At 73.6% G+C, this 23,986-nt stretch carries 20 protein-coding genes; 11 read left to right on the top strand and 9 right to left on the bottom strand.

Annotated elements, in window-relative coordinates:
* Window positions 1-80 precede the first annotated feature (80 nt).
* Window positions 81-623, top strand: a complete 543-nt coding sequence (locus WAB15_RS34140; protein WP_407288613.1) for a cell wall hydrolase — start codon at window positions 81-83, stop codon at window positions 621-623.
* Window positions 624-730: 107 nt separating this feature from the next.
* On the opposite strand, the gene WAB15_RS34135 is transcribed toward WAB15_RS34140, so the two are convergent.
* A complete protein-coding gene (locus WAB15_RS34135; protein ID WP_407288612.1) occupies window positions 731-2,080 on the bottom strand; it encodes a hypothetical protein in 1,350 nt (449 codons plus the stop codon).
* A gap of 202 nt (window positions 2,081-2,282) precedes the next feature.
* Here WAB15_RS34135 and WAB15_RS34130 point away from each other — a divergent pair, with 202 nt between their 5' ends.
* A complete protein-coding gene (locus tag WAB15_RS34130) occupies window positions 2,283-2,825 on the top strand; it encodes a Ser-Thr-rich GPI-anchored membrane family protein (RefSeq protein ID WP_407288611.1) in 543 nt (180 codons plus the stop codon).
* A 25-nt stretch (window positions 2,826-2,850) separates the two neighbouring features.
* Here the strand turns inward: WAB15_RS34130 and WAB15_RS34125 are convergent, their stop codons facing one another.
* The 3 genes from WAB15_RS34125 to WAB15_RS34115 are packed head-to-tail and all read right to left on the bottom strand — an operon-like array spanning window position 2,851 to window position 6,184.
* Window positions 2,851-4,008: an acyl-CoA dehydrogenase family protein gene (locus WAB15_RS34125; RefSeq protein WP_407288610.1), complete on the bottom strand. Its 1,158-nt coding sequence runs from the start codon at window positions 4,006-4,008 to the stop codon at window positions 2,851-2,853.
* Entirely contained in the window at window positions 4,005-5,189 is a 1,185-nt protein-coding gene (locus tag WAB15_RS34120; RefSeq protein WP_407288609.1) for an acyl-CoA dehydrogenase family protein, read from the bottom strand. Before WAB15_RS34120 ends, WAB15_RS34125 begins: the two co-directional genes overlap by 4 nt.
* The gene (locus WAB15_RS34115; protein WP_407288608.1) at window positions 5,186-6,184 is read right to left on the bottom strand and encodes an NADPH:quinone oxidoreductase family protein; all 999 of its coding nucleotides are present in this window, start codon (window positions 6,182-6,184) and stop codon (window positions 5,186-5,188) included. Before WAB15_RS34115 ends, WAB15_RS34120 begins: the two co-directional genes overlap by 4 nt.
* Window positions 6,185-6,401: 217 nt before the next feature.
* Here WAB15_RS34115 and WAB15_RS34110 point away from each other — a divergent pair, with 217 nt between their 5' ends.
* On the top strand, window positions 6,402-7,298 hold the full coding sequence (locus WAB15_RS34110) for a helix-turn-helix transcriptional regulator (RefSeq protein ID WP_399145174.1): 897 nt from the start codon (window positions 6,402-6,404) through the stop codon (window positions 7,296-7,298).
* Here WAB15_RS34110 and WAB15_RS34105 read toward each other — a convergent pair.
* Both WAB15_RS34105 and WAB15_RS34100 read right to left on the bottom strand, forming a co-directional pair.
* Complete coding sequence (locus WAB15_RS34105) at window positions 7,242-8,321, bottom strand: glycosyl hydrolase family 18 protein (RefSeq protein WP_407288607.1); 1,080 nt, start codon at window positions 8,319-8,321, stop codon at window positions 7,242-7,244. The genes WAB15_RS34110 and WAB15_RS34105 overlap by 57 nt on opposite strands.
* A gap of 110 nt (window positions 8,322-8,431) precedes the next feature.
* Window positions 8,432-9,055 (bottom strand): winged helix-turn-helix transcriptional regulator, encoded by a 624-nt coding sequence (locus WAB15_RS34100; RefSeq protein ID WP_399145172.1) that lies wholly within the window; start codon window positions 9,053-9,055, stop codon window positions 8,432-8,434.
* Between the two features lie 113 nt (window positions 9,056-9,168).
* On the opposite strand from WAB15_RS34100, the gene WAB15_RS34095 reads away from it, so the two are divergent.
* The 7 genes from WAB15_RS34095 (at window position 9,169) to WAB15_RS34065 (ending at window position 17,492) form a co-directional block, all read left to right on the top strand.
* Entirely contained in the window at window positions 9,169-10,380 is a 1,212-nt protein-coding gene (locus WAB15_RS34095) for a pyridoxal phosphate-dependent aminotransferase (protein ID WP_407288606.1), read from the top strand.
* Window positions 10,381-10,715: 335 nt separating this feature from the next.
* Window positions 10,716-11,993 (top strand): ergothioneine biosynthesis glutamate--cysteine ligase EgtA, encoded by a 1,278-nt coding sequence (egtA, locus tag WAB15_RS34090; RefSeq protein WP_399145170.1) that lies wholly within the window; start codon window positions 10,716-10,718, stop codon window positions 11,991-11,993.
* Window positions 11,990-13,312, top strand: coding sequence for an ergothioneine biosynthesis protein EgtB (gene egtB, locus WAB15_RS34085; protein ID WP_407288605.1), 1,323 nt, complete (start codon window positions 11,990-11,992; stop codon window positions 13,310-13,312). The genes egtA and egtB overlap by 4 nt, the downstream gene beginning before the upstream one ends.
* A gap of 28 nt (window positions 13,313-13,340) precedes the next feature.
* On the top strand, window positions 13,341-14,096 hold the full coding sequence (gene egtC, locus WAB15_RS34080) for an ergothioneine biosynthesis protein EgtC (RefSeq protein WP_407288604.1): 756 nt from the start codon (window positions 13,341-13,343) through the stop codon (window positions 14,094-14,096).
* Window positions 14,093-15,055, top strand: coding sequence for an L-histidine N(alpha)-methyltransferase (gene egtD / locus WAB15_RS34075; protein ID WP_407288603.1), 963 nt, complete (start codon window positions 14,093-14,095; stop codon window positions 15,053-15,055). The genes egtC and egtD overlap by 4 nt, the downstream gene beginning before the upstream one ends.
* Before the next feature lie 141 nt (window positions 15,056-15,196).
* Window positions 15,197-16,126: a phosphatidylinositol-specific phospholipase C domain-containing protein gene (locus WAB15_RS34070; RefSeq protein WP_407288602.1), complete on the top strand. Its 930-nt coding sequence runs from the start codon at window positions 15,197-15,199 to the stop codon at window positions 16,124-16,126.
* A 295-nt stretch (window positions 16,127-16,421) separates the two neighbouring features.
* On the top strand, window positions 16,422-17,492 hold the full coding sequence (locus WAB15_RS34065) for a trypsin-like serine peptidase (RefSeq protein WP_407288601.1): 1,071 nt from the start codon (window positions 16,422-16,424) through the stop codon (window positions 17,490-17,492).
* On the opposite strand, the gene WAB15_RS34060 is transcribed toward WAB15_RS34065, so the two are convergent.
* The gene (locus WAB15_RS34060; protein WP_407288600.1) at window positions 17,464-18,498 is read right to left on the bottom strand and encodes a phosphatidylinositol-specific phospholipase C domain-containing protein; all 1,035 of its coding nucleotides are present in this window, start codon (window positions 18,496-18,498) and stop codon (window positions 17,464-17,466) included. The two genes, WAB15_RS34065 and WAB15_RS34060, sit on opposite strands and share 29 nt — an antisense overlap.
* A 153-nt stretch (window positions 18,499-18,651) precedes the next feature.
* On the opposite strand from WAB15_RS34060, the gene WAB15_RS34055 reads away from it, so the two are divergent.
* A complete protein-coding gene (locus WAB15_RS34055; protein WP_399145163.1) occupies window positions 18,652-19,251 on the top strand; it encodes a DUF2165 domain-containing protein in 600 nt (199 codons plus the stop codon).
* Between the two features lie 81 nt (window positions 19,252-19,332).
* On the opposite strand, the gene WAB15_RS34050 is transcribed toward WAB15_RS34055, so the two are convergent.
* Window positions 19,333-20,508, bottom strand: coding sequence for an FAD-dependent monooxygenase (locus tag WAB15_RS34050; RefSeq protein WP_407288599.1), 1,176 nt, complete (start codon window positions 20,506-20,508; stop codon window positions 19,333-19,335).
* Window positions 20,509-20,689: 181 nt separating this feature from the next.
* Window positions 20,690-23,887 (bottom strand): cytochrome P450, encoded by a 3,198-nt coding sequence (locus WAB15_RS34045; protein WP_407288598.1) that lies wholly within the window; start codon window positions 23,885-23,887, stop codon window positions 20,690-20,692.
* Window positions 23,888-23,986: the final 99 nt, after the last annotated feature.

Raw genomic sequence — 23,986 nt, 5'->3', positions numbered from 1 at the left:
GTGCACGTCGGATCCGACGTGTCGAGCGTGCGCGACACCGCGACACGCGGCATGAGGGAGATCCTTTGCATGATGGCCGGATGACTCGCGAGACCCGCTCCCAAATCCCCGCCCCCTCCGGCCCGACGGCGTTCGGGCAACTGCCCGCGGAGTTGCGCAAGGTGACCTACTCGGGCGCCCGCCATCCGGGAGCGGGGACACCTGAATGCCCGTCATCCGCGCCGGACGGGCCGACCGCCGCGATCGGCCCCGCCGCACCCGGCGACTTCACGGCCCTGTCCGGCGGCGCCAACTGCCAGCGCTACGCCTATGCCGTACTGGGCCACTTCGGTCTGCCGATGCCGCCGCTGCGCTCGGCGGAGCTGTGGGCGGACCGGCGGGCGACCCGGCGGACCGACCGGCCCCGGCCGCTGGACCTGGTGCTCTTCGACGGCGGGCCGGTCGCGGGCCGCCCCGAGGGATACGGCGCCCACGTGGGCGTGCACCTGGGGCCCGACCAGGTGCTGCATCTGTGCCGGGAGGTCGGTCGGCCCGCCGTGTGGCGCTACGCGGACTTCGCGGCGCGGGCACGCTATGCGCGCCTGCTGGGCTTCAAACGGGCGGTGGGCCCGGAGGGCCGGTGAGCGCTCGGCGGCCTTCCGGGCACCGACCGTCCGGGAACGCTCAGCGGCCCCGGGAACCGGCCGGCCGGGAGCCTCGGCTGTTCCGCGCGCCGATCGTCCGGGAACGCTCAGAACCCGCCGTCGCCGCCGAAGCCGCCACCGCCGTCGAAGCCGCCGCCGTCACCGAAGCCGCCGCCGAAGTCGTCGGAGCTGAAGTCGGAGCCGGAGTAGTCGCCGCCCTCGGCGCCGCCGGGCCCGCCGAAGTCCGCGCCGTAGGCGGGGGACGACATCATCACGTTGCCGAGCAGCGTGCCGACCAGGAGGCCGGGCAGCAGGCCGCCGCCGAAGTAGCCGCCGGCCCAGGGGCCGTATGCCGGGCCCGCCTCCCAGTAGGGGCGGTCTCCGCGCTCGGTGCGGACCGTGCGGGCCAGCGGCTCGCGGCCGTCGTCCAGCCGGCTCTTGTCCGCGGCGCAGACCGGTACGGTGCGCTCCGCGCCGCCGGCCGGTGCCCAGGCGGCATCGACGACGGACGGGCCGTGCCGCGGGTCGAAGAAGCAGGGCGGCCGGCGCTCGGGCAGCGGCTTGCCCGTGCGGCGCGCGGCGAGGGTGGCCAGCGAGAACCGGCCGTCCTCCAAAGCCCGGGTCACGGCCTGCACATCGCCGGGGTGCTCGGCCGCCGCCATCGTCGACTTGGCCGTCTCGTACGCGTCCAGGGCATGGCTGTAGTCCGCGCGCATCGCGTCGTCGGCGCCGGGCTCGCCGGGGTGGAAGTCCAGCCGGTCCAGCGCCTCGCCGAAGGCGGTGATGTCCTCGTCGACGACGACCCTCAGGTCCTCCAGCGCGGCCCGCTCCTCCTCGGCCCGCCGCCTGCGGTTGCGGCGGGCGATGGCGTACGCGCCGCCGCCACCGACGACCACCAGGACACCGAGGCCGATCGCCGTGCCGGCGTCGAACCCGCCGGCCCCTCCGGTGTCGCCCCATGAGCTGGGGGCGTGGCCCCGCGCCGACTGCTCCGCGGTGTCGACGAAGCTGTTCAGCCGCTCGGCGACGGTGTAGTCGGAGCGCTTGACCGAGCCGACGAGGTTCCTCACGGAGTCGCGGGACATCACGCGCGGGTCGGCGCCGGCGTTGAAGCCGTCGCCGAGTTCGACGGCGTAGACGCCGCTGACGCCGACCTTGGTCCGCAGGTCCGCCAGCAGCGTGCCGGGCTGGTACTCGGCGGCTTTCGGCAGTACCGCGACGAAGATCGGCTTGTCCGCGTCCTTGATCTTCTTGGCCAGCGCATCCGCCTGACCTGCGGAGAGCTGATCCGCGGCGCGCGGATCGACATAGACCGGGCCCTTCTTCAGGGCCGCCGCGGCCTCGTCCAGCCCGCCCGCGGCACGGGCGCCGGGCGCCAGCAGCGCGGCTACCGCCACCAGCGCGGCCACCAGGAGGAGAACCGGTCCGATCAGCGCACGACGAGTTGCGGTGTCCATGGGTTCGACGCTACCCGAACGGCACTTTCCAGACATCACCGGACGGGTGATCGATCCCGTCCGGCCGCGGGATTGTCTCGTGCCCCGTGGGGTCTGTCGCGCCGGGAATGGCCATCCAGGTGGTCGCTCAGCGCGTCGTTTTTGGCCATCGACGTGCCGGGGATGCTCCGGCTCGTCCCTCCCCCGAGGAAACGAGAAGACGATGTCCAGGGCCACTTGGATAGCCACGAATCTGGCCGTCGCCGTCGCCGCCACCGCCGTCGGCTGCATGCTGGTCGTCACGCTTGCACCCGAGCGCCCCGGTACCGGGGCGGACCGGCCGTCGCCCGCCGGTGCCTACGCCGCCACGGCAGGGCACGGCGGCTCGGCCGCGCGGGCCGCCACCTCCGCGCTCGGCGCCGATGCCGTGCCGCCCGATGCCGGCCTTCGGACCGCACCCGTGACGGGGCGGATCGAGGTGACCGCGCCGCAGGGCGGTGTCGACTTCAAGCCGAACGGCAGCTTCGCCGTGGCCTGGAAGAACACCACGGGCGAGCAGGTGGACGTCTGGCTGCGCACCGATACCGGCCACGGCCGCTCGCAGCGGCTGGGGCTGGTGGCGACCCATGCGGGCGCCAGGCCGGCCGGCGAGGTGATCGTGACGCTGCCACGGGTGCCGCCGGGCCCCCGCTACTTCCTGGAGGTGGCCACCGCCGGCGACGCCGAGGTCCGCGCCCTGAGCCGGACCTTCGCCGTCACCGGCTGACCGGCCGGAACGTTGCGCAGACCCCCTACGGAGCGTCGAGACCGACCAGCCCCGCCAGGGCCTGCCGGTGCCTGCCCGGCGACCCCAGCGCGAGCTCGTCGCTCTTGGCCCGCTTGAGGAACAGATGGGCCGGGTGCTCCCAGGTCATCCCGATGCCGCCGTGCAGTTGGAGGCACTCCTCGGCGGCGCGTACCGCCACCGGCGCGCAGTACGCCTGGGCGACGGCTACGGCCACATCCGCGTCCGGGCTGTCGGTGGCCAGCGCGTCGGCGGCGTTGCGGGCGGCCGCGCGGGCCGAGGCGACCTCCAGCCACAGCGCGGCCATCCGGTGCTTGAGTGCCTGGAACGAGCCGACGGGGCGGGCGAACTGGGTGCGCTCGGCGGTGTAGCGCACGGTTTCGGTCAGGCACCATTCGGCGACGCCGAGCTGTTCGGAGGCGAGCAGCCCGGCCCCGGTGAGCAGCGCGCGCTCGACGGCGGCGCGGGCGCGGTCGCCGGTGGCCAGCAGGGTGCCGCGGGCGCCGTCGAAGGCGAGGTGCCCCAGGGGGCGGGTGAGGTCGAGCGGGGTGACGGTGTCGGTACGCACGCCCTCGGCGGCGGCGTCGACCGCGTAGAGCGCCGGGCCCTCGGGGGCCTGGGCCCAGACGAGCAGCAGCTCGGCGGCCACGGCGTCGGCGACCGAGGTCACCCGGCCGGTGAGGACACCACCCGCGTCGGCCCGTACGGCCGGTTCCGGCAGTCCTCCGGGTGCGGTGGGCAGCGGGAGGGCGAGCACGCCGACGGTGCTCCCCTCGGCGAGCGCGGCGAGCGGCGCGGCGACCTCCGGCCGGTCGCACGGGCAGCCGAGCAGAGCCGTCACCGCGACGACCGCGCTGGTCAGATAGGGCACGGCCGCGACGGAGCGGCCCAGTTCCTCCAGTACGACCGCGGCCTCACGGGCGCTCGCGCCGGCTCCGCCGAGCCGCTCGGGGACCAGCAGCCCCGCGGTGCCGATCTCCGTGGCGAGCGCCCGCCACAGTGCGGGGTCAAAGGCGCGGTCCGCCTCCAGGCCGGCGAGCACGGTGGCCGGATCGCCGCGGTCGGCGAGCAGCGACCGTACGGCGGCGCGCAGCGCGTCCTCGTCCTCCGAGTAGAGGAGATCGGGGTCCGGGCCCACCGGCGCGGTGGTCTGCGGGTCGGTCATCGGGGGAGGTCCTTCCACGCGACGTCCTTGTCGGTGCGCGGCTCGGGCGGCAGCCCCAGCACACGTTCGGCGACGATGTTCAGCAGCACTTCGGAGGTGCCTCCTTCGATGGAGTTCCCCTTGGCGCGCAGATAGCGGTAGCCGGCCTCGCGCCCGGTGAAGTCGACGCCGTCGGGGCGGCGCATCGTCCAGTCGTCGTAGGTCAGTCCGTCCTCGGCGAGGAACTCCACCTCCCAGCCGCTGATCTCCTGGGCGAGGCGGGCGAAGGCCAGTTTCATACCGCTGCCCTCGGGCCCCGGCTGCCCCTTGGTGAGCTGCTGGCGCAACCGCTCACCGGTCAGCCGGGCGACCTCGGCCTCCACCCACAGCTTCAGCAGCCGTTGGTGCAGATCGTGGGTGCGCAGTTCGGGCCGGGCGCGCCAGTCGGCGGCGGCGACGCCGATCATGCCGCCCTCGCGGGGTGTGCGGACGCCGCCGATGGCGACCCGCTCGTTCATCAGGGTGGTCTGGGCGACCTGCCAGCCCTCGCCGACCGCCCCGAGGCGGTGCGCGTCGGGGATCCGGACGCCGGTGAGGAAGACCTCGTTGAACTCGGCCTCGCCGGTGATCTGCCGCAGCGGGCGCACCTCGACACCGGGATCGGTCATATCGCAGACGAAGTAGCTGATGCCGCGGTGCTTGGGCACATCGGGGTCGGTGCGGGCGATCAGGATCGCCCAGCGGGCCAGATGCGCACTGGACGTCCAGACCTTCTGCCCGTCGACGATCCAGCCCCCACCCCCGTCCCGTACGGCCCGGGTCGCCAGCGCGGCCAGGTCGGAACCGGCACCGGGCTCGCTGAACAGCTGGCACCACACCTCCTCGCCGGTCCACAGGGGCCGCAGAAACCGCTGCTTCTGCTCGTCGGTGCCGTACCGCAGGATGGTGGGCGCGGCCATGCCCAGGCCGATGCCGATCCGGCCCGGGTCGTTGCCGGGGGCGCCGGCCGCCTCCAGCTCGGCGTCGACGACCGCCTGGAGGGACCGCGGCGCGTCGAGTCCGCCGAGTCCCTCGGGGAAGTGGACCCAGGCGAGCCCCGCGTCGAAGCGGGCGCGCAGGAACTCCAGGCGGTCCGTAGTGGCGGGCGGGTGGGCGGCGAGCAGCTCGGCGGTGCGCCGGCGCAGGTCGGCGGCGTCGGTCATCGGGCCTCCCCTGCTCCGGGGACCACCACGAGCCGGCCGACGGAGGTGCCGTCGGCGACCTGCTGTACGGCGTCGGCGGCCGACTCCAGCGGGACCCGCCCGCCGATCAGCGGCTTGATCACACCCTGCGCGGCGAGCTTGGTCAGCTCTTCGTGGCAGGCGTCGACGGCCGCCGGGTCCTTGGTGTTGTACAGGCCCCAATGCAGGCCCAAGATCGAGTAGTTCTTCACCAGCGCGTGGTTGAGGGCGGGGGTGGGGACGGCGCCGCCGGCGAAGCCGACGACGATGATGCGGCCCTCGAAGGCGATGCACTTGACGGACTTGGCGTACGCGTCGCCGCCCACCGGGTCGTAGACGACATCGGCGCCTCGGCCGTCGGTGGCGTCCTTGACCGCGGCGACGATGTCGTCGGTGCGCCGGTCCAGGACGAGGTCGCAGCCCAGTTCGCGGGCGATGCGGGCCTTGTCCGCGCCGCCGGTCACCCCGATCACCCGTGCGCCCGCGGCCTTGCCGAGCTGGACGGCGGCGCTGCCGACGCCGCCGGCCGCGGCGTGCACCAGCAGCGTCTCGCCGGCCTGGAGCCGGGCCCGGCGGTGCAGTCCGAACCAGCCGGTCTGGTAGCCGACGTGCAGTGCGGCGGCCTCCGCGTCGTCCAGGGCCTCGGGGGCGGGGCGGACGGTCGCCGCGTCGACGACGGCCAGCTCGGCGAAGCCTCCGGCGGGCAGCGGCGGCTGGGCCAGCACCCGGCTCCCGATCTCACCGGCCGCGCCCTCGCCCGCGGCGAGCACCTCGCCGCAGATCTCCACGCCCGGTGTGAACGGCAGCGGCGGCCGCACCTGGTACTGGCCCCGGCACAGCAGGGCGTCGGGGAAGTTGATATTGGCGGCCCGCACCCGCAGCAGCAGCTGCCCAGGGCCCGGCTGCGGGTCCGGCACCTCTTCCAGCCGCATCACTTCACGCGGCTCGCCGTTCGCGTGTACGCGCCATGCCTTCACCTGGTGCCTCCACAGACCTTGGATACGCGGGTGGGCGGAGGGCGCAGCGGCCCCTCGCCAGCGACATACTAAGCGGTCGGTATCGACGAGGGAACAGTCGCCGACGACTCCGCGCCACATCCCGGTGCCGCCCCCCGTCGCCCGGCCCCGGCCGCCCCGGGAACCTGGTACCGACAGGGTCAGGCACCGCCCCGCCCGATGGCCGAGACTGGCCGGTATGGACTCACCCGCCACGGACACCCCCGCCGAGTTGGGGAACTTTCTGCGCTCCCGCCGCGCCCGGCTCCAGCCGGAGGAGGTCGGACTGGTCTCCTACGGGGCGCGCCGCCGGGTGCCCGGCCTGCGCCGCGAGGAGCTGGCGCAGCTGGCCGGCGTCAGCGTCGCGTACTACACCCGCCTCGAACAGGGCCAGAGCCACAACGCGTCCGAAGGGGTGCTGGACGCGCTGGCACGGGCGCTGCGACTGACCGCCGACGAGCGGGCCCATCTGTGCGCGCTGGCCCGCCCCACCCGAGCGCGCCGCCGCCCCGCGGTCCGCCACGACAGGGTGCGTCCCGGCGTGCGGCGGCTGCTCACCGCCATGGCGGACGTACCGGCCGTCGCGCTGGGGCCGCGCTTCGAGATCCTGGCGTGGAACCGCCTCGGGCACGCACTGATCGCCGGGCACCTCGACTTCGACAGCCCCGGCCGTCCGCTGGACCGGCCCAACGCCCAGCGGCTGCTCTTCCTCGATCCGCACACCAGGGAGCTCTACCGGGACCGCGACGAGGAGGTCCGGCGGGCCGTATCCGCGCTGCGGGTGGCCGCGGGGCAGTACCCCGACGACCCCCAGCTCACCGAGTTGATCGGCGAGTTGTCGATGAAGTCGACCGAGTTCAGCGGCCTGTGGTCGCGGCACGCCGTCGGCAACTGCACCTTCGGCACCAAGCGGTTCCACCATCCGCTGGTGGGCGATCTGGAGCTGGACTTCGAGATGATGCAGACGCCGGACGGCTCCGGGCAGGGCGTGCTGATGTACACCGCCGCGGAGGGCTCGCCGTCCGAGGCGGCGCTGCGGCTACTCGCGGCGGAGCGCGCTCCAGAACTCCGGGTCCTCGAACCCGAGCGCCCATAGGCCGGTGCCCCGCACCCCGTACTTCCTCAGCAGCGGGAGCTGGGCCCGGACGCCGCGCGCGTCCTGGTACCACACCTCGTGCTCCTCACCGTCCTTGTAGTAGCGGAAGTACGGGGTGCCGGACTGCCGGTCGAAGAGGTACTCGGCGTCCGCCCGCTCACGCAGCGCATCGGCCTCCTTCCAGGTCAGATGCGCCGCATGACCCTTGACGCCGGTGACCCAGTCCCAGCCGTAGCCCGGGAAGGCCACCTCGATCTTGTGCCGCGGGACGGTGTCGGTGGCGTAGCGCAGGAACTCGTCGTACCAGTCCCGGGAGGACAGCGGGCCCGCCTCGCCGCCCGACCAGTGCAGGTCGTACCCCATGATCCGGACCCGGTCGGCGTACCTGCCGAGCCACTCGTAGTCGAACGCCGTGCCGCTGCCGCGGACCCGGGCCAGCACCGTGACCACGCACTGCTTGCCGAGGCGGTGCAGCCGCGTGCACAGCTGCCGGACGAGCGCGTTGTACCCGGTCCGCACCCACTCGCGGGCCTCCTTGTCGCCGGTGACCGCCATCGACTCGTAGTCGAGGTCGATCCCGTCGTACGCACGGCTCTCCACCACGTCCAGCAGCCGGTCGACATGCGCCCGACGCCGGTCCGGGTCGTGCATCAGATCGCCCATCTCCTCGGCGCCGAGGGTCTCGGTCACGGTGGGTACGACCTCGATCCCGGCCTCGTGCAGCCCGTCGATGATGTCGCGCCGCCCGGCGCCGGGGTGTCCGGTGATGGTGGTGTCGGAAGACGACTGATACCAAAAGGGGCTGACGGTGCGCAGCTGGGAGGCGTGTCGCAGCGCGTCGCGGTAGGCGGCGTCGATGTCGCCCCAATAGGGCAGCCAGGCCGAGGCGGTACGCCCGCCGTCCTGCCGCCCCTCCGGCGCCTTCGCCGCCTCGGCCGCCGGGGCGAGCGGCCCGGCGAGCACCGCCACGGCCAGCAGAACGGAGAGTCCGGTGCGCGAGCGGGGTCCTGGTGGTTGGTCCATGCCCAAAGCGTCACCCGGCGCCGTTCATGACGCATCGTCAGTTCCACCGAACGGGGCGGCGGGTGGTCGTGGGCGGATCGCCGGCCGCGACGCGCCGGACGGAGCACCGGTCAGCCGCCACAGACCCCCTGGGACAGGGTGACCGCGATCCGGCCGGAGGCGATCGCGGCCGCGAGGGTCAGGCGGTCGTGGGCGAGGTCGGCGCAGGTCGCGGTGTCCATCCGCAGCCGGGCGTCGGGGCGGTCGGCGGGTCCGTCGGCGTAGCGGGGGCCGCCGTCGGCGGTGAGGAGGACATGGAACTCCCCCTCGTCGAGGGCGATGTCGACGACGCGGACGCCGTCGGTGAAGTGGTCGGCGAGCCGCGCGATGAGCGGTACCGCGAACCAGTGGGCCCGCACCGCGTCCGTCGGGCGCCGCTCGTCGAGGGCGGGGGCGCCCCAGTCGGCCAGCGCGCTGAGCGCGGGCAGCAGCGCACGGCCGCGGTCGGTGAGCTCGTAGACGTAGGCGGCTCCGGGCGGGGCGAGCCGGCGGCGGGTGACCAGACCGTCCCGCTCCATGTCCTTGAGCCGGGAGGCGAGCATGTCCGTGCTGACGCCGGGCAGGTCGGCGTGCAGATCGGTGTAGCGCCGGGAGCCGCCCAGCAGTTCCCGGACGATCAGGAGCGTCCAGCGGTCGCCGACGGCGTCCAGGGCTCGGGCGACGGCGCAGTACTGGTCATAGCTTCGGCGCGGCATGACACCAGCATAGACAGAAGTTGGACTTTCCAAGTGCCTACTTGGTAAAACCAAGTACGGTGTTACGAGTGCTGCCGCACCGCGCGGTGAGCGAGGGACCGGGAGGCCACCGCATGCAGTTCAAGCAGTCCAGCAAGATGGCCGACGTCTGCTACGAGATCCGCGGACCGGTGATCGAGCACGCCGACGCGCTGGAGGAGGCCGGCCACAGCGTGCTGCGGCTGAACACCGGCAATCCGGCGCTGTTCGGCTTCGAGTGCCCCGAGGAGATCCTCCAGGACGTGATGCGCAATCTGTCCCGCGCGCACGGCTACACGGAGTCCCGCGGCATCCTCTCCGCCCGCCGCGCGGTGGCCCAGCACTACCAACAGGTCGGGCTGCCGGACGTCGACGTCGACGACATCTACCTCGGCAACGGCGTCTCCGAACTGGTCACGATGGCGGTGACGGCGCTGCTCGACGACGGCGACGAGGTCCTCATCCCGGCGCCGGACTTCCCCCTGTGGACGGCGGTCACCACCCTGGCCGGCGGCAAGGCCGTGCACTACCTGTGCGACGAGTCCGCGGACTGGCTGCCGGACCTCGACGACCTCGCCTCGAAGATCACCGACCGGACCCGGGCGCTGGTCATCATCAACCCCAACAACCCCACCGGCGCGGTCTATCCGCGCGCACTGCTGGAGGGCATGCTCGACCTCGCCCGCCGCCATCAGCTGATGGTCTTCGCCGACGAGGTCTACGACCGGATCCTGTACGACGGCGAGGTCCACCACCACGCCGCCGCCCTCGCCCCCGACCTGGTGTGCCTGACCTTCAGCGGACTGTCCAAGGCGTATCGCGTCGCCGGTTTCCGCTCCGGCTGGCTGGTCGTCTCCGGCCCCAAGGAACACGCCGCCGACTATCTGGAGGGCCTGGGCACCCTCGCCTCCATGCGGCTGTGCCCGAACGCGCCCGCGCAGTACGCCATCCAGGCGGCCCTCGGCGGCCGGCAGAGCATCCAGGACCTGGTCCTGCCGGGCGGGCGGCTGCACGATCAGCGCGATGTGGCCTGGGAGCGGCTCAACGAGATCCCCGGCGTCTCCTGCGTCAAGCCCAAGGGCGCGCTCTACGCCTTCCCCCGCCTCGACCCCGCCGTACACAAGATCCACGACGATGAGAAGTTCGTCCTGGACCTGCTGCTGCGGGAGAAGATCCAGGTCGTCCAGGGCACCGGCTTCAACTGGCCGCGCCCGGACCACTTCCGCATCCTCACCCTCCCGCACGCCGACGACCTCGACGCGGCGATCAGCCGGATCGGCCGCTTCCTGGCGGGCTACCGCCAGTGACGCCGGGGCGCCCCGGCCGCCCCCGCCCCGCCTTCCCGCCACTCCCCTCCCCCCGCCTCCCCTTCCGCCTCACCCGAACAGCCGCACCCCCGCCGCTCGCCCACCCGCCGCTCCCCGGTGCGCACCGGGGGCCCGTCCGCAGGCGGGAAGGCCTTCCGAGCGGCGCGGGGGCGCCGCGGCACCGCGGGAAAGCCCCCCACCCCAGAGGGCGCGATCTCCCGGCGGCGGGCCGTGCGCGGCCGTCCACCGGGCGAACGCGCCCTTGAGCGCATCGCCCGCAGGGGATTAGGTGGAGGGCGGCGTTCCTGCCGCGACCCCACAAGGGAGGGGATTCCATGCCGGTACGGCCTGCAGAATCGGAAGCGGAACTAGAGGCTCACCTGCACGGCATATGCTTCAAGACCGGTCCGCCGCGCCGGATCGGCGTCGAGATCGAGTGGCTGGTCCACGACGCGCGCAACCCCCGATGTCCGGTCGAACCGGACCGGCTGCGCCACGCGGCCGGCGCTCTGCGCGCCCTGCCCCTCACCTCCCTTCTGACCTTCGAACCCGGCGGCCAGCTGGAGCTCAGCTCGCTGCCCGCCACCTCCCTGACCGAGTGCATCGAGACCGTGACGGCCGATCTCGCGCTGGTCCGCCCCGCCATGCTGGCGATGGGCCTGGGAATGGCCGGCCACGGCCACAATCCATGGCACCCCCCGCGCCGGGTACTGACCGATCCGCGGTACAACGCCATGGAGGCGTACTTCGACCGCTGGGGCTCCGCCGGGCGGGCCATGATGTGCGCCACCGCGTCCGTACAGGTCTGTGTGGACGCGGGCCACGAGGAGCCGGGGCTGTTCGGGCTCGGCCGGCGGTGGCGGCTGGCGCATCTGCTGGGCGCGGTGCTGACCGCGGCGTTCGCCAACTCGCCGACCAGCGAGGGCTGCCCCACGGGCTACCGCACCACCCGCCAGGTCGTCTGGTCCCAGCTCGACCCGGGCCGTACGCTCGCCCCGCCCCAGGAGCCGGATCCCCGCACCGCCTGGGCGCGCTACGTCCTGGACGCGCCGGTGATGTGCATCCGCAGCGAGGACGGCCCCTGGGACGCGCCGGAGGGGCTCACCTTCCGCGAGTGGGTCCGCACGGGCGTCCCCAGGCCGCCGACCCGGGAGGATCTGGACTACCACGTCACCACGCTCTTCCCGCCCGTGCGGCCGCGCGGCCATCTGGAGCTGCGCATGATCGACGCGCAGTCGGGCGACGCCGGGTGGGTCGTGCCGCTGGCCGTGACCGCCGCCCTGTTCGACGACGCGGAGGCCACGGAGCGCGCCTACCGGATCGTCAAACCCCTCGCCGACACCGCCGGTTCCCGGCCCGCGCCGCGCAATCCGCTGTGGCGGCGCGCGGCCCGCGGCGCGCTGACCGACCCGGAGCTGCACACCGCCGCGGTGGCCTGTTTCGCCGCCGCGCAGGAGGCCCTGCCACGGCTCGGCGCCTCGCCGGAGGTGCGCGCCGCGGTCGCGGAGTTCACCGACCGCTATGTGGCGCGCGGACGCTGTCCCGCGGACGACCATCTCGACGCCCTGTACGCCGCGGAGGGCGCTCTCCTCCTTGGGAAGGACAGCCAGTGACCCACGACCCCGAGCTCCTTCGCGAACGGGCGGCTTCGGCGCTGCGCACCGCCCGCGACCGCACCCGCCTGCTGACCACCTGCGTCGAGCCCCCCGATCTCGTCGCCCAGCACTCCCCGCTGATGTCCCCGCTGGTGTGGGACCTGGCGCACATAGGCAACCAGGAAGAGCAGTGGCTGCTGCGCACCGTCGGTGGCCGCGATGCCCTGCGGCCGGACATCGACTCCGTCTACGACGCCTTCGAGCATCCGCGGGCCGAGCGCCCCGCCCTGCCGCTGCTGGCCCCGGACGAGGCGCACAAGTACGTGGCCGAGGTCCGCGGCCGGGTGCTGGACATCCTGGAGACCGCCCCGCTGCACGGCGGTCCGCTGCTGGACGCGGGCTTCGCCTTCGGCATGATCGCCCAGCATGAGCAGCAGCACGACGAGACCATGCTCATCACGCACCAGCTCCGTGCGGGTGCGCCGGTGCTCGGCGAGGCGGGGCCGTTGCCGGTTGCCCTCGGCGAGACGCTGATCGACGAAGTCCTGGTGCCCGGCGGGCCGTTCGCCATGGGGACGTCCACCGAGCCCTGGGCGCTGGACAACGAGCGGCCCGCGCACCATCGGCTGGTGCCGCCCTTCCTGATCGACACCACACCGGTCAGCAACGGCGCCTACCAGCGGTTCATCGAGGACGGCGGCTACCGCGAGCCGCGCTGGTGGGCCGCGGCGGGCTGGGCGCAGGTGCAGGAGCACAAGCTGCGCGCTCCGCTGTTCTGGAAGCGTGACGGCGGCCAGTGGCTGCGCCGGAGATTCGGGGTCACCGAGCCCGTACCGCCGGACGAGCCGGTGCTGCACGTCAGCTGGTACGAGGCGGACGCCTATGCGCGCTGGGCCGGCCGGCGGCTGCCCACCGAGGCCGAATGGGAGAAGGCCGCCCGGTACGACCCGGAGACCGGCCGGTCCATGCGCTACCCCTGGGGGGACGAGGACCCCACGCCGGCACACGCCAACCTCGGTCAGCGGCATCTGCGGCCCACCCCCGTCGGCAGCTACCCGCAGGGCCAGTCGCCGCTGGGCGTACGGCAGCTGATCGGCGATGTGTGGGAGTGGACGGCGAGCGACTTCCTGCCGTATCCGGGCTTCGCCGCCTTCCCCTACCGCGAGTACTCCGAGGTGTTCTTCGGCGACCAGTACAAGGTGCTGCGCGGCGGGTCGTTCGCCGTCGACCCGGTCGCCTGCCGGGGCACCTTCCGCAACTGGGACCTGCCGGTCCGGCGGCAGATCTTCGCCGGCTTCCGGACCGCCGGGGACGCCGGCCCGACGGCGGACGCATGAGCTCCGCGACACGGGAGGGCGAGCGCTGATGTGCCGTCATATCGCCTATGTGGGGCCGCCGATCCCCTTCGGGCAGGTCGTGCTGGAGCCGCCGCACGGCCTGTACCGGCAGTCGTGGGCGCCGCGCCGCCAGCGGCACGGCACGGTCAACGCGGACGGGTTCGGCGTCGGCTGGTACGCGCCCGGCGACCCGGTGCCCGCCCGCTACCGCCGGGCCGGGCCGATCTGGGCCGACGAGCAGCTGCCCGACCTGGCGCGGGTGGTGCGCACCGGCGCGCTGCTGGCCGCCGTACGGGACGCCACCACCGCCGGTGCGGACGCCGAGGCGGCGGCCGCGCCGTTCGCCGGCGACCGCCACCTCTTCAGCCACAACGGCGCGGTGACCGGCTGGCCGGAATCCCTCGCCCCGCTGGCGGCCGAGCTGCCGCCGGCCGAGCTGCTGCGATTGCAGGCCCGCTGCGACGCGGCGTTCGTGTGGGCGCTGGTGCGGCACCGGCTGGCCCGCGGTGACGAGCCGGGCGAGGCGCTGGCCGACACCGTCACGGCCGTCGCCGCGGCCGCGCCCGGCTCCCGGCTCAATCTGCTGCTGACCGACGGCACCACCATCGCCGCCACGACCTGGGGCGACACCCTGTTCCACCTGGCGATTCCCGGCGGCGGCCGGGTCGTCGCCGCCGAGCCGTACGACGATTCCCCCCACTGGACCGAGGTCCCCGACCGCACTCTGCTGCGCGCCACCCGCACCGGAGTCCACCTCACCCCGCTCAAGGAGCCCACCACGTGAGCCCGCTCAGCATCACCCGCACCCTCCCTGCCGACGCCACCGCGGCCGCGCTGCGCGCCGACGTCTCCCAGGGCCTGTCCGACACCCCCAAGCAGCTGCCGCCCAAGTGGTTCTACGACGCCCGCGGCAGCGAGCTGTTCGAAGAGATCACCCGACTGCCCGACTACTACCCGACCCGCGCCGAGCGGGAGATCCTGCTCACCCGCGCCGACCACATCGCCGCGGCCACCAACGCCCGCACCCTGGTCGAGCTGGGCTCCGGATCCTCCGACAAGACCCGCCATCTGATCGGCGCGCTGACCGGTCTGCACACCTACCTCCCCATCGACGTCAGCGAGTCCGCGCTGGCCGCCGCGGGCGAGGCGCTGCTGGTCGAACACCCCGGCCTGACCGTGCACGCGCTGGTCGCCGACTTCCAGCAGGGCGTCGAACTCCCCGACACGCCCGCGCCGCGGCTGCTCGCCTTCCTCGGCGGCACCATCGGCAATCTGCTCCCCGAGGAGCGCGCCGCGTTCCTGCGCTCCGTCCACGCCATGCTGTCCCCGGGCGACGCCCTGCTGCTCGGTACCGACCTGGTCAAGGACGAGGCCACACTGGTCGCCGCGTACGACGATCCGCAGGGCGTGACGGCCGACTTCAACAAGAACGTCCTGCAGGTCATCAACCGCGAGCTGGACGGCGACTTCGATCCGGCGGACTTCGACCATGTCGCGCTGTGGAACGCCGAGCGGGAGTGGATCGAGATGCGGCTGCGGGCCCGCAAGGACCTGACCGTCAAGATCCCCGGAGTGGACCTCGCGGTGACCTTCGCGGCGGGCGAGGACGTCCGCACCGAGATCTCGGCGAAGTTCCGCCAGGACCGAGTGCGGGACGAACTGGCCACCGCCGGGCTGGAGTTGACCAACTGGTGGACCGACAGCGCGGACCGCTTCGCGCTGTCGCTGTCCTTCCGGGCCTGACCGCACGTCGATTCCCGGCCGGTGTGCCCTCGGGCGCGCCGGCCGGGTCCCATGTCCGGCGCCGGTGTGGTTCGATGCCCCGATCACACGTTCGCACGGGGCGGACGCACCGCGCACGGAGTCGAGGGGCAGGGACGCGGCATGGGGCAGGGGCTGGATCGGCGGAATTTCCTCAGGGGTGCGGCCGGGGTGTCGGCCGCCGGCGTACTGGCGGGTGCGGGCAGCGGATGGTTCACGGCGGGGGCGGCGGGCCGCCGGCCGTCCGCGCTCTCCGTCCAGGACTGGATGTCGGCGCTCGCCGACGACACCCCGCTGCCGCGTCTGACGATCCCCGGCACCCATGACTCCGGTGCCCGGATCGGCGGCCCCTGGGTCGCCTGCCAGAACACTGCCGTCGACGCCCAGCTCGCCGGCGGCATCCGCTTCCTCGACGTCCGCTGCCGGGCCATCGACAACGTCTTCGCCATCCATCACGGCGCCTTCTACCAGGAGCTGATGTTCGGCGACGTCCTCAACGCCTGCCGGGCGTTCTTGCGGGCGCACCCGTCCGAAACGGTCCTGATGCGCGTCAAGCAGGAGTACTCGGAGGTCGGCGCCGAGGAGTTCCGCCGGATCTTCGGCATCTACCTGGACGACAAGGGCTACCGCTCGCTCTTCCGCCTGGAGGGCGACCTGCCGACGCTGGGCGGGGCCCGCGGCAGGGTCGTACTGTTGGCGGACTCCGACGGCCTCGGCGGCATCCGCTACGCCGACCCCTCGGTGTTCGACATCCAGGACGACTACATGGCCGAGCCGTTCGGGAAGTACCCGAAGATCGAGGCCCAGTTCCGCAAGGCGGTCACCCAGCCCGGCAAGCTCTTCGTCAACTACGTCAGCACCGCCGCCCTGCTCCCGCCCCGCTCCAACGCGGACCGCCTCAACCCGCAGGTCAAGAACCTCCTGGAGGGCTCGGAGGGCAGCTCCTGGACGGGCCTTGGCATCGTCCCGATGGACTTCCCCAACGAATTCGGCCTGGCGGAGACGCTGATCCGGCACAACCCGGCGGTACGGGGCGCACGGCTGACGCGATGAGCGCGAGCCCGCGGCGCGGGGTCACCCGGACGGGCGAGTCGGCGGCGTTCCGGCGGCCGGGGGCGGTGCGGCGGCGCCGGCGGCCGTGCCAAGGCCGCCGGGCCGGGAGACGTGGGCGTCGCGAGGGTCGTCGTACGGGCCGCGCCCGGCCGGTTCTCGTCCACCGCGCGCGGTGATCCGCCCCGGGTGATCAACCAACCCGGTCCGCCCTGCATCAGACTGAGTGAAATGTCTGGTTCCGGTGGTGGTCCGGTGTCCTGCGGACGCCCCGGCTGATGCGGCGAGGCGGCTGTTGGTGGAGACGAGCGAGCGCGCGAGCGCGCCGGCGTACGGCGTGGCCGAGGCGGCCGAGGCCTGCCCAAGGCCCGGCGGGTCGACCTGCACGGGTCGGGGCCGGGCCGGCGTTCCGCTGCGCGCGACCCTGGCGCTCGGTCTCCTCACCGTCGTGGTGGGCAGCACGGCGCTGGCGCTGAGCACGCCGCCGCGCGATCCGTTCCTGGCCGCCGGGGACAGCACCAACGGCTCGTACCTCGCCACCCGCGCCGACGGCGACCAGGCCGCCGCGTCCGTGCTCGCCGGGGCGTACGAGGAGCGGCCGGGTCCGTCCGTGACGCTCCGGCGCGGTGGCGGGATGGCCGCTCCGCTGCCGGTGTCCCGGCCGCTTCAGGCTGCCCGGGCCGCGCCCACGCCGGCGATCGGTGCGCTCTTCTCCCCCGGCGACGACGGCGACCCGGCGCACCACTGCACGGCGAGCGTGGTGCACGCGCCCGCGGGCGATCTGGTCGTCACCGCCGCGCACTGTGTGCACGACGGCGGCTTCCGCACCCGGCTCGTCTTCGCGCCCGGCCTCCACGACGGGATCGCGCCGTACGGCCTGTGGGTGCCCACCCGGATCCATGTCGATCCGCGCTGGATCACCGACCGGGACCCCGACCACGATGTGGCGTTCCTGCGGGTGCGCCGAGCAGGGCGGGCCGGCGGCCGGATAGAGGACCTGACGGGCGCCGAGCGGATCCGGTTCGACGCGCCGGCCGGGCGCCCGGCGCTGCTGACCGGCTACCCCTCCGACCGGGACACCCCGATCGGCTGCCGGCACACGGCCGACGCCCAGGGCCCGACCCAACTGCGCTTCCGCTGCCCTGGGTTCCCGAACGGGACGAGCGGCGGGCCGATGCTCACCGACCTCGACCCGGCCACCGGCACCGGCTCGCTCATCGGGGTGGTCGGCGGTCTCGACGAGGGCGGCGACGACCTCGTCTCGTACAGCAGCCGGCTCGGCGCGGACGCCGCCGCCCTCTACCGCCGCGCGAGCGCCGGACCGGCCCCGACCCCGCCCGTCAGGCCCCGCGCGGCACCACGGTCTTGAGGACCGACGGCAGCGGGTACCAGTCGGCGGTGGCGAAACTGGCGTGTGCGGCGGCGAGCTGGTTCACCCGGGCCAGCGCCTCCGTCTCGGTCGGGCGGGTGCCGTCGATCGCCGGGGGGACGTTGTGCGCGTCGGTCATGATCAGCAGGTAGTGGCGGGTGTCGTACCAGGCGGTGTCGATCGAGCCGTTGAGGTACGTCGCGGCGTCGCCGTCGAAGACCACGAACCAGGGGCGCAGCGCCGGATCCTGGTAGCGCTCGCGCGGGTCGCCGGGAGCCGCCCCGTGCACCGCGGGGAAGGCCGTGGCCTGTGCCAGCCTGCCCTGCCCGGCGAGGTCCTTCAGATGCCGGGCGTACTCGACATCGGTCCACAGCTTGTCGAGCGGGTTGTTCTCCTCCAGCGTGCCGGGTATCAGCTCGAACAGGAACTTTCCGGCCAGGTCGGCGCGCGAGGGCCAGCCGCCGGCCCGCACCGCCTCGTCGGGCGTGGCGTGCCCGCCGGTCAGGTCGCCCGGCCCGTACACCGCGTCGCCCAGCTTCTGCCGTATCAGCGCGTCGAACTCGGCCGGTCCGCGTCCGCCCTTGGCGTTGAATCCGTCCTTCATCTCGACCTTGACCAGGATGGGGCGGTGGCCGGGGTGCGCGTCGTGCCAGGCCTTCATATCCGCCAGGCAGCCGCCGAAGTCCTGGTTGCGGTCCTTGGTTCGCAGCTCCGAGGCGTTCGCGGCGCCCTCGCAGTTGTTGTTGTTCCCGAGCGGGTTGCTGTGCGAGACCCGCCAGGACCGGCCCAGCCCGTTGGACCAGAGGTCGAGTTCGAGCAGCGCGGCGCCGGAGTCCAGCGCGTCCGCGAAGTAGGGATACTTCTCCTTGTCGTAGGCGTTGTGGACGCCCACGGACGTGCTGGTGCCGTACGTCATGGCGGCCGGCTCGGCACTCGCCGGTCCGGTCACCGCCAGCATCGCCGCCGCCGCGGCGGCCACCGTCCCCACACACCGCTTCCCGTTCATGAGCCCCGCTTCCCCTAAGTCCTCGGCCGGTCGGTCGCCCGGTCGATCGGGCGCCAGCGTACGGGAGTTGGCGGCAGCGGGGATCACAGGGTGGGCGCGGCGGACGCACACGGCGCACGACACCGGCCGACACCAGCCAGCACAGGAGGACCCATGACCGACGCAAACACCAACGCACAGCCGCACACGGCAACGGAAGCGGGAACGGACGTCAGCCCGACCACGACCGGAAAGGCCTCGCGCACCGGTCTGTCGCTCGCGGCGGCAGTCCTCACCGCAACGGTCGCGCTCTACATCGCGCTGGTCGCCTTCGGCAACATCACCGACTTCGGCACCAACCAGCAGTTCGTCCGCCATGTCCTGGCCATGGACACCACGTTCAAGGATCCGGACCTGATGTGGCGGGCCGTCACCTCGCACACCGTTCAGGACGCCGCATACGTGGCGATCATCGTCTGGGAGACGCTCGCCGCACTGGTGCTGATCGCCGCCACCGCCCTGTGGACCGCCGCCCTGCGGCGCGGCGGCGACGACCTCGCCCGCGCCCAGCGGGCCAGCACCGTCGGCCTGCTGATGATCCTGCTGCTGTTCGGCGCGGGCTTCATGGCGGTCGGCGGCGAGTGGTTCGCCATGTGGCAGTCGGAGACCTGGAACGGCCTGGAGGCGGCGGCCCGCAACATCACCGTCGCCGGGATCGCGCTCGTGGTCGTCCACCTTCCGGGCCGGAGCGCACGCCACGGGGGCGGGGAGTAGGGCGCCTCGACCGCCGGCCGCCGGAGCCCGGCCACGGGCCGGGCTCGGCGCGGCCCTCCGCACACGGCCGCGCCGCCCGCCTCACCACGTGATCCGGTACCCCGTCAGCCAGTTGTCGGCGTCCGCGCTGCCGCGCTCGGGGGCGCCTTCCGGGCGCGCGGGACGGCCGGTGGCGCCCGACGCGGTGAGTTTGGCCATCCCGGCACTGGCGGCGACGACCTTCTCCACCCGCTCCCGGCGCAGCTCCTCGTACGCGGCGAAGGCGCTGCGCGGATCGGGATGGTCGCGCAGGCACTTGGCGAGGACCACGCTGTCCTCGATGGCCATGGACGCGCCCTGGGCGGCGTTGGGAGCGGCGGCGTGTGCGGCGTCGCCGAGGACGACCATGGTGTCGGTGTACCAGGTCGGGGTGGTGGCGATGTCGTAGGCGCTGGAGGCGATGATGCCCTCGCCGGTGGCGCGGACGATGGCGGCGGCCGGGGTGTCGTCGTCGGAGAAGAGCTCGGCGACCCGGGCGCGCCAGGTCTCGGGGGTGGTGATCGGCGCTTGGGTGCGGTCCAGTTCGGTGCCCGGCACGTTGGCGAACCACCAGACCTCGCCGTCCGGGGCGCGGGTACAGCCGAAGAAGGCCCGCTTGCCGAAGATCATGGTGTAGGTGTCCGGTGCGAGCGGGACCTCGGCGTCGCGGGTGTAGCCGCAGACGGTGTTCTGACCGGTGTGGCGCGGCTGCGGCGCGGCCGGGTCGATGAGGGTGCGGGTGACGGAGTGCAGTCCGTCCGCGCCGATCAGCAGATCGCCCTCGGCGCGGCTGCCGTCGGCGAAGGACGCGACCACCCGCCGGCCGTCCGCGCCGTCCACGGTCTCGGCGCCGACCAGCCGCTTCCCGTGCCGTACGGCGATCCCGCGGCGCGCCGCCTCGGCGTGCAGCACCTGGTAGAGGGTGGCCCGCCTGAGGGTGCGCGGGCCGAGGTCGGTGCCCTGTTCGGTGCCGGCGATGGGGCGCTCCCCCAGCCGTGCGCCGTCGTTGCCGACGAACTCCACCCGCTGCGCCGGGAAGGAGTTCTCGACGACCGGGCCGTGGGCGTCGATCACCCGCAGCGCCTCCAGGCCGTTGGCGAAGACCACGAGAAAGGCGCCGACATCGTCGGCGCCGGTCGGGTACGCCTCGAATATCTCCGAGTCGATGCCCGCCTTGTGCAGGGCCATCGCGGTCACCGCCCCCGCGATGCCGCCTCCGATGATCAGGGCTTTGGTCATGCCGGTGTCCCCCCAGTCGGGCCGCCGGCCGGGTCATGGCCGACGAACGGTGCGGCCCCTGTTGGCCGCACCCTCCCACCCTGACCCCAGCGGGCCGGAAGATCCAGTCCGCCTGCTTGCCCCGCCCCCTCCCCCGAAGGAGGAGAGGGGGCGGTGGCAAGCGCGGGCGGCGGACCGGCCCTCAGCCGCCCGCGTACACATCCTCGATGTAGCGGCCGGAGGCGGTCAGTTCGCGCAGCCAGGCCTCGGACTCCTGCGGGGAGGCGCCGGTGTGGGCGCCGTGCAGCTCGCGGAAGGCGGTCCGTACGCCGGGCGCCATCCGGCTGCCGTCGCCGCAGACGTACACCCGCGCACCGGCCCGCAGCAGCTCCCACACCTCGGTGCCCTCGGCGGCGATGCGGTGCTGTACGAAGCGGTGGCCGTGCTCGGGGCGGGCGCTGAAGACCGGGCGTACGGAGATCGCCCCGGCTGCCTCGGCGGCGGCGAACTCCGCGGCGTGCAGGAAGTCCGCGGTGGGGTCGTCGCAGCCGAAGTAGAGCCGGGCGGGCCCCTGCCGGCCCGCGGCGACGCGGTCGGCGACGGCGCCGCGGAAGGGCGCCAGGCCGGTGCCGGCGGCGACCAGGATGACGGGGGTGTCATCGGCCGGGTCGAGACGGAAGGCCTCCCGGCAGGGCTGGACACGGGCCAGGACGGTGTCGCCGGGCCGCAGGGTGTGCAGATAGGACGAGCCGGTGCCACCGGGCAGCAGCGAGACCATCAGATCGGCGTGCCGGGGGTCGGTGGCGGGCGAGGACGACACGGAGTAGTGCCGGGTGCGCAGCGGCGGCAGCAGCTCCAGGAGCGTCGGCCAGGGCAGTGCCCCGCGCAGCGCCGGGTGCGCCTCGACCAGCTCGATCAGGGTCCGCGGATCGTCCTCGGCGAGGGCTTCCAGAGCGTGTCGCTCGGGCGGACAGGGGTTGTGCGCGGCGAGCACCGCGACCTGCCCGGGAGTCGGCCGCATCCCCAACTCCAGCTGGTGGGTGAGGAGTTGGCGTACCGACACCGGCCGGTCCAAGGGCAGGGTGTCGCGGCCGGGGCGGTTGCCGGCGTGCAGCGCGAGGACGGTGTCGAGGTCGACGCCCAGGGCCCGGGCCGCCCGTTCGACGGCCTCGGGGGCATTGGCCGGCAGCACCGCGAGGTGGTCGGCGGTGCGGTACTCCACGCCGTCCGGCAGCGCGAGCCGCAGGAAGCGCTTGGGCCGCGGCCAGTCCTGCGCGGTCAGGTCGTGGGCCTCGGTGACGGTCATCGGGGTGAGGTCGTGCCGGGCGGCGAGCGCGTCGAGCGGACCGCCGGTGATCTCGGTGACCGTGTAGCCGGTGTCCTCGGCGGCCGGTGTGCTCGCGCCGACGCTGGCCGGGTCGCCGTACCGGGCCAGGAGGTGGGTCCGCAGTGCCTTGGTGAACTCCTGGACGGTGCCGCTCAGATCGCCGGAGGCGTCGGCCTCGGCGCGCGGCAGCAGCCGGTGGCCGCCGAGCGCGTCGAGCCGGTCGTCGATCAGGGTCGGTATGTGCTGGTAGGTGGCGGCCCAGTTGCGGTCGCCCACGCCGAGGACGGCGAACGGGACGTCCGCGGCCGCGCCGTCGGGCGCGTTGTTCAGCCAGCGGACGAAGGCGACCGCGTCGTCGGTGGGCTGGCCGTTGTAGGAGGCTGCCACGATGACGACGGGCCGGTCGGTGGGCAGCCCGCCGGCGTGCGCGTCCAGCGGCGCCACCTCGGCGGTGAAGCCCAGGCCGGTGGCCTCGTCGCCGAGCCGCTCGGCGAACTCGCGGCAGGTTCCGTAGTTGCTGCCGTGCAACAGCAGCAGCCCGGTGCCCTGCGGGACTCGGGTCGGCAAGCCCTCGTCGGCCGCCGGGTCGCCCGCGCTGCCGGCGGCGCCGCCGGAGAGTCCGGGGAGCCCACCCAGTGCGGTGCGCAGCGCGGCACGGTCGACGGGGGTGCGGGCGGCCAGGGTGAGGGTGAACCCCTCCGGCTTGAGCGTCAGTGTCTCCTTGACGCGCAGCCGGTAGTCGCGGTGGTCGATCAGCCGGTAGCGGTGCGCCAGCAGGGCGAGCAGCATGGTCGCCTCGTGCAGCGCGAACTGCCGCCCGATACAGGCGCGTTCACCGGTCCCGAACGGCTTGTAGGCGTGCGGCGAACGGGCCGCCTCGGCTTCCGGGCTGAAGCGGAAGGGGTCGAACAGCTCGGGGTTGTCGCCCCAGGCCGGATCGCGGTGCAGCATCGGGGTGAGCACGGTGACCAGGTCACCGGCCTTGAGCGGGTGGCGCCCGCCGAGCAGGGTGTCCTCGGCGGCCTGGCGGGTGAAGGCGGCGGCGGTCGGCCACAGCCGCAGCGCCTCGTTGAGGACCTGCCGGGTGAACGGCAGCCGGCCGATGTCCTCGAAGGAGGGGTCGGGGTCGGCCTGGTCGCCGAAGAGTTCGTCGGCCTCGCGCTGGACCATGCGCAGCGCGAGCGGGTCCTTCAGCAGGTGGTAGAGGGCGAAGGAGAGCGCGCCCGAGGTGGTCTCGTGACCGGCGATCAGGAAGGTGATGACCTGATTGCGGATGTTGGCGAGGTCGAGGCGGGGGCCGCCCGGCTCCGCCTCGTCGCCCTGGTCCCGGGAGCCCAGCATCAGGCCCAGCAGGTCCTCGTCGCCGCTGACTCCGCTCGCCGTACGGGCGGCGATGACCTCGTCGACGACGGAGGCGAGGTAGTCCGCATCGGCCCGGAACGCCGCGTCCTCGGCCGAGTGGTCGGCGTCCGGGTCGCGGGCGAACTTCTTTCCGCTCCACTCCAGGCAGCGCACCATCGCCTCGACGAACGGGTGGGCGCCCTCGCCGCGGGTGAACGATGCGAAGTCGAAACCGAAACCGGCGAGTCCGATGGTGTCCAGCGTCATCCGGGTCATGTCCTCGGCGACCTCGACGGGCGTGCCGTCGGCCACCCGCCGGTCCCAGGCGGCCATGACCCGGCGGGCGACCTTGAGCATGGCCGGGTGGTAGGTCCGCATGGAGCCGAGCGCGAAGGCGGGCATCAGGACCTCGTGGGCCTTGGCCCAGTTGGGCTCGTCGTTGTAGGCGGTGAACAGACCGTCACCGGCGAACTCCCTGACGTTCTCCAGGATGAGGGACACGCCCTTGGCGAAGCGGGTCTCGTCGGCGACCTCGGTGACCAGGTCGAGCGAGGTCACGAAGAGCGTCTCGCGGTCGCCGAGCTTGCGCCGGAAGACGGGGCCGTGGATCCGGGCCAGGTCCATGGCCTGCTGGATGGGCGTCTTGGTGATGCCGGCCGCCGTGATGTCGGCGACCGGAACGCCGTCGTCTGCGACGCGTTCGTCACGGTGGAGCGCGATGGTGTCGGTCATACCTCCAGCGTGAGGGTCCCGGCGTGCCGCTCGCGCCTCGGCAACTGCATGATTGTGCAGTGGTTTTTCGCTGCTCGCTCTTGCGCGCGGACCTGAGAA

It is taken from the genome of Streptomyces sirii (assembly GCF_045690365.1).
In the GTDB taxonomy this organism is placed as follows: domain Bacteria; phylum Actinomycetota; class Actinomycetes; order Streptomycetales; family Streptomycetaceae; genus Streptomyces; species Streptomyces sirii.
This window is presented reverse-complemented; position numbering and strand designations above follow the sequence as displayed.

Bases quoted from the DNA above. Each gene is read 5' to 3' on its own strand.
- WAB15_RS34140 (WP_407288613.1), top strand. From the start codon at position 81: ATGACTCGCGAGACCCGCTCCCAAATCCCCGCCCCCTCCGGCCCGACG.
- WAB15_RS34135 (WP_407288612.1), bottom strand. From the start codon at position 2,080: ATGGACACCGCAACTCGTCGTGCGCTGATCGGACCGGTTCTCCTCCTG.
- WAB15_RS34130 (WP_407288611.1), top strand. From the start codon at position 2,283: ATGTCCAGGGCCACTTGGATAGCCACGAATCTGGCCGTCGCCGTCGCC.
- WAB15_RS34125 (WP_407288610.1), bottom strand. From the start codon at position 4,008: ATGACCGACCCGCAGACCACCGCGCCGGTGGGCCCGGACCCCGATCTC.
- WAB15_RS34120 (WP_407288609.1), bottom strand. From the start codon at position 5,189: ATGACCGACGCCGCCGACCTGCGCCGGCGCACCGCCGAGCTGCTCGCC.
- WAB15_RS34110 (WP_399145174.1), top strand. From the start codon at position 6,402: ATGGACTCACCCGCCACGGACACCCCCGCCGAGTTGGGGAACTTTCTG.
- WAB15_RS34105 (WP_407288607.1), bottom strand. From the start codon at position 8,321: ATGGACCAACCACCAGGACCCCGCTCGCGCACCGGACTCTCCGTTCTG.
- WAB15_RS34100 (WP_399145172.1), bottom strand. From the start codon at position 9,055: ATGCCGCGCCGAAGCTATGACCAGTACTGCGCCGTCGCCCGAGCCCTG.
- WAB15_RS34095 (WP_407288606.1), top strand. From the start codon at position 9,169: ATGCAGTTCAAGCAGTCCAGCAAGATGGCCGACGTCTGCTACGAGATC.
- egtA (WP_399145170.1), top strand. From the start codon at position 10,716: ATGCCGGTACGGCCTGCAGAATCGGAAGCGGAACTAGAGGCTCACCTG.
- egtC (WP_407288604.1), top strand. From the start codon at position 13,341: ATGTGCCGTCATATCGCCTATGTGGGGCCGCCGATCCCCTTCGGGCAG.
- WAB15_RS34070 (WP_407288602.1), top strand. From the start codon at position 15,197: ATGGGGCAGGGGCTGGATCGGCGGAATTTCCTCAGGGGTGCGGCCGGG.
- WAB15_RS34060 (WP_407288600.1), bottom strand. From the start codon at position 18,498: ATGAACGGGAAGCGGTGTGTGGGGACGGTGGCCGCCGCGGCGGCGGCG.
- WAB15_RS34055 (WP_399145163.1), top strand. From the start codon at position 18,652: ATGACCGACGCAAACACCAACGCACAGCCGCACACGGCAACGGAAGCG.
- WAB15_RS34050 (WP_407288599.1), bottom strand. From the start codon at position 20,508: ATGACCAAAGCCCTGATCATCGGAGGCGGCATCGCGGGGGCGGTGACC.
- WAB15_RS34045 (WP_407288598.1), bottom strand. From the start codon at position 23,887: ATGACCGACACCATCGCGCTCCACCGTGACGAACGCGTCGCAGACGAC.